The organism is Microbacterium sp. MPR-TSA4, from assembly GCF_058792815.1.
Genome location: NZ_JBXAFF010000086.1, coordinates 1 through 3,880 on the forward strand (window position 1 = coordinate 1; position 3,880 = coordinate 3,880).

Sequence of the window (3,880 nt, forward strand, 5' to 3'; positions counted from 1 at the left end):
CCCCACCCCCCAGTCGTCGAGCGAGCGCAGCGAGTCGAAACGTCCCGGGCCGGGCGTAGGGTGAGCCGCATGCGGACTCCGATGGCGTATCTGCGGGGGGCGCGGCATCCCGAGGCCTTCCACGGCTGTGGGGCCGGGCGGCCCTTCTTCGAGGGCTGGTACGTCAAGCTCGTCACGGCCGACCGGGCGCAGCGCTGGGCGGTGATCCCGGGGGTCTTCCGGGGCGACGGGCGCGGCGGGATGCCGGTGGACGAGGCGTTCGTCCAGGTGCTCGACGGGGTCTCGGGGAGGTCGTGGTACCACCGTTACGATCCGGCGGAGTTCTCGGCATCCGATCGACGGTTCGAAGTGCGCGTCGGGGCGAACGTGTTCGACGCCGAAGGTGCGGTGCTCGATCTGCCGCAGCTTCGCGGGCGGATCTCGTACACGACGGCCCTCGAACCGTGGCCGGTCACCGCCCGCGAACCCGGGATCATGGGCTGGTACGGGCTCGTGCCGTTCATGGAGTGCTTCCACGGCGTCGTCTCCTTCGGGCACGGGCTCGCCGGCACGCTGGAGGTCGAGGGCGCGGAGGTCGCGTTCGACGGCGGACGCGGCTACATCGAGAAGGACTGGGGTCAGGCGTTTCCCGCCGGCTACGTCTGGCTGGCGTCGAACCACATCGACACGGTCGACGACGCGCCGACGGATGCCTCACTCGTGGCATCCGTGGCGATCATCCCGTGGCTGCGCGGATCGTTCCGCGGGTCGATCGTGGGGCTTCGTCACAGCGGCCGACTGCACCGCTGGACCACCTACAACCGCTCCCGCGAGCGCAGCCTGCAGATCGACGACGATCGGGTGCGCTGGAGCATGAGCGGACCCGACGGGCATCTCGAGCTCGAGGCCGAGCGCGTGCGGGGCGGTCTGCTGCACGCGCCGCTGCGCACCGCGATGCACCAGCGGGTGGAGGAGACGCTCGACGCCCGGGTGATGATCCGGCACACGGATGCCGCGGGGCGGGTGCTGCTGCAGGGAGTCGGTGCGTGCGCCGGGCTCGAGGTCTTCGGCGACACCGCCCGGCTGCTCGCCCTGCGCTGACGCCCGCGGGGAGCGCTCGGCCGGCCGCCGCGCGAGAGGGTCGGCGCGCGCCGCGCGGGGGTGCCCACGACGCGAATCGGGGCCGCGATCCGCCGTGACGGTTGTCACAGGGCGGACGCGACCCCGATGCGGCGGGCCTCCGCGGGTCGGGTGCGGCTCAGATGCGGACGAGCATCTTCCCGGTGTTGGCGCCGCGCATCATCGACAGGAAGGCGTCGACGGTGTTCTCGATGCCGTCGACGATCGTCTCGTCGTAGACGATGCCGCCGTCGGCGAACCAGCCCGACATGCGCTGCTGGAACTCGGGCGCGAGGTGCAGGTACGCCGCGAGGGTGAAGCCCTGCATGGTGAGGGCGCGGGTGATCATGTTCGACATGTTGTCGGGGCCCGGCGTGCGCTCGGTCGTGTTGTAGCCGGTGATCGCGCCGCAGAGGGCCGCGCGGCCGCCGTCGTTGAAGACGTCGAGGGCGGCTTCGAGGTGGTCGCCGCCGACGTTGTCGAAGAACACGTCGATGCCCTCGGGGGCGGCCTCGGCGAGCAGCGTGCGCACGTCGCCGGACTTGTAGTCGAAAGCGGCGTCGTAGCCGTACTTCTCGGTGAGGAGGGCGACCTTCTCCGCCGTCCCGGCCGAGCCGATGACCCGGCCGGCGCCGAGGCGCTTGGCGATCTGGCCCACGGCGGTGCCCACCGCGCCGGCGGCGCCCGAGACGAAGACGGTGTCGCCGGGCTTCAGGTGCGCGATCGCGGTGAGACCGACGTAGGCGGTGAGGCCGGTCATGCCGAGGATGTGCAGGTTGAGCGACAGCGGCACGCCGGGGATCTCGGGGATGGCGCGGAAGGTCGCGGCATCCGCCTGCACGATGTCCGCCCATCCGTGCTGGTGCAGCACGACGGTGCCCACCGGAAGGTCGTCGGATGCCGAGGCCACGACGCGTCCGACGGCGCCGCCGGTGATGGTCTCGCCGAGGGCGTACGGCGCGACGTAGCTGCGGGTGTCGTTCATACGTCCCCGCATATAGGGGTCGACGGACACGAACTCGTTGCGCACGCGCACCTCGCCCGGCTGCGGGGCGCCGTAGGTGACCTGCGCGACGTGGAAGTCGTCGTGCGTCGGCCACCCCACAGGGCGGGCGGCGAGCTGGATCTGGGTGCTGGTGGCGTCTGTCATTCGTTCTCCTTGTGGGATGGGGTCGGGCTGTGCGGGTCGGAGCCCGGTGGGTGGGGCGGGAGGGGACGCGGGTGGCGTCAGATGAGAAGGCCGATGGCCAGCGCGATCACGCCGAGCGCGGGGAGGACACCCTGCTTCAGCGCGGCGGACGCCTTGTCGGGGCTCGACAGCAGCAGGACGAGCGCCGCGGCGGCCATGGAGCCGGCGCCGGCGAAGACGAGAGCCGCTCCGGGGGCGGTGGCGCCCGTGGCGAAGAGGATGACGCCGACGGCGACGAGGATCGCGAGGAACAGGTTGTAGAACCCCTGGTTGAACGCCATCTCGCGCGTGGCCTGGGCTTCCGTCTCGCTCGTGCCGAACGTCGCCCGCGCCCGGGGGGTGGTCCACGCGATCGACTCGAGCCAGAAGATGAAGACGTGCAGGAGTGCCGCGAGGGAGGCGAGCACGAGACCGACGATGACCATGGGGGATCCTCCTGTTTCTGAACTGACTGGTTCAATATATACTGAAACGGTCGTTTCGGAAAGTGGGCGGATGCCGTGGCCAGGAGTCGTGAGTTCGATCGTGCGGCGGTCGTGCGCGCCGCACGGCAGTTCTTCTGGGAGCACGGATACGAGGACGCGTCCATCGCGGGGCTCGAGGCCGCCACGGGGCTGAACCGCTCCAGCATCTACAACGCGTTCGGCTCCAAGCGGGGACTGTTCGACGAAGCCGTGCAGAGCTATCTGGACGAGATCGTCCGTCCGCGCCTGGCTCCCCTCCAGGCCGCTGCCGTCGAGGAGCGGGCGCTCGCCGAGTATCTGCGGGGACTCACCGTCGCCTTCGGCCGGGTCGGGTCCATGCCCGCCACCCACGGCTGCCTCCTCATCAACGCCGCCGGCGCCCCGGTGTCGCGCGACGCCGAGGTGGCCCGCGTCATCGAGGACTACCGCGCCGAGCTGCACGCGGCGATCTCCCGCGGAGTCGACGCCGCGGTGCCCGCGGCATCCGCTGTCGGGCGCACGCGTCTCGGCGACGCCGTGACGGGTCTCGTCGTCGCCGCGTTCGCGCTCGTGCGCACGTCGCCCCGGGAGGCGATCCGCGGTCTCGAGACGGCGGCCGCTCTGGTGGACGCCGAGGGCGCCACCGCCTGACCGCGGGGGTGGTGCGCCTGCGGGGTGCTACGGGGGTGCTGTGGGTGGCTGCGGGTGGCCGCGGGTGGCCGAACTGCAAGGTTTCGCGCGCGGCGCGCCGTGGCCGCGGCATCCTGTGCGGCGTGTCGCCCGGGAGGCCTTGCAGTTGGGTTTGGGGATGCCGGGAGTCGGGCTTGGCCGACGCGGCGGCGGCGGTGGTCGTGCCGCGCTGTGACGGCGGAGACCGAACGGCAAGGGTTCGGGCGCGGCGCGCCGTGGTCGCGGCATCCTGTGCGGCGTGTCGCCTGGGAGGCCTTGCAGTTGGGTTTGGGGGATGCCGGGACTCGGGCTGCCGAAGCGGCGGTGGCGGTGGTCGCGGTGCTCGGTGACGGCGGGGCCTAACTGCAAGGGCGCAGGCGCGGCGCGCCGTGGCGGCGGCATCCGGTGCGGCGTGTCGCCCGGGAGGCCTTGCAGTTGGGTTCGGGGGATGCCGGGACTCGCGCCCCCGCCCCGCCCCCAG

At 72.1% G+C, this 3,880-nt stretch carries 4 protein-coding genes; 2 read left to right on the forward strand and 2 right to left on the reverse strand.

The window, feature by feature from the left end; genetic code table 11:
- The first annotated feature begins 69 nt into the window (after window positions 1–69).
- On the forward strand, window positions 70–1,080 hold the full coding sequence (locus tag AC1Q49_RS16070) for a tocopherol cyclase family protein (protein WP_492493398.1): 1,011 nt from the start codon (window positions 70–72) through the stop codon (window positions 1,078–1,080).
- A 157-nt stretch (window positions 1,081–1,237) separates the two neighbouring features.
- Here the strand turns inward: AC1Q49_RS16070 and AC1Q49_RS16075 are convergent, their stop codons facing one another.
- Both AC1Q49_RS16075 and AC1Q49_RS16080 read right to left on the reverse strand, forming a co-directional pair.
- Window positions 1,238–2,248, reverse strand: a complete 1,011-nt coding sequence (locus tag AC1Q49_RS16075; protein WP_492493400.1) for an NADP-dependent oxidoreductase — start codon at window positions 2,246–2,248, stop codon at window positions 1,238–1,240.
- Between the two features lie 77 nt (window positions 2,249–2,325).
- Window positions 2,326–2,712 (reverse strand): DUF1304 domain-containing protein, encoded by a 387-nt coding sequence (locus AC1Q49_RS16080; RefSeq protein ID WP_060960618.1) that lies wholly within the window; start codon window positions 2,710–2,712, stop codon window positions 2,326–2,328.
- A gap of 75 nt (window positions 2,713–2,787) precedes the next feature.
- Here AC1Q49_RS16080 and AC1Q49_RS16085 point away from each other — a divergent pair, with 75 nt between their 5' ends.
- Complete coding sequence (locus tag AC1Q49_RS16085) at window positions 2,788–3,381, forward strand: TetR/AcrR family transcriptional regulator (RefSeq protein WP_492493402.1); 594 nt, start codon at window positions 2,788–2,790, stop codon at window positions 3,379–3,381.
- The last annotated feature ends 499 nt before the right edge of the window (window positions 3,382–3,880 follow it).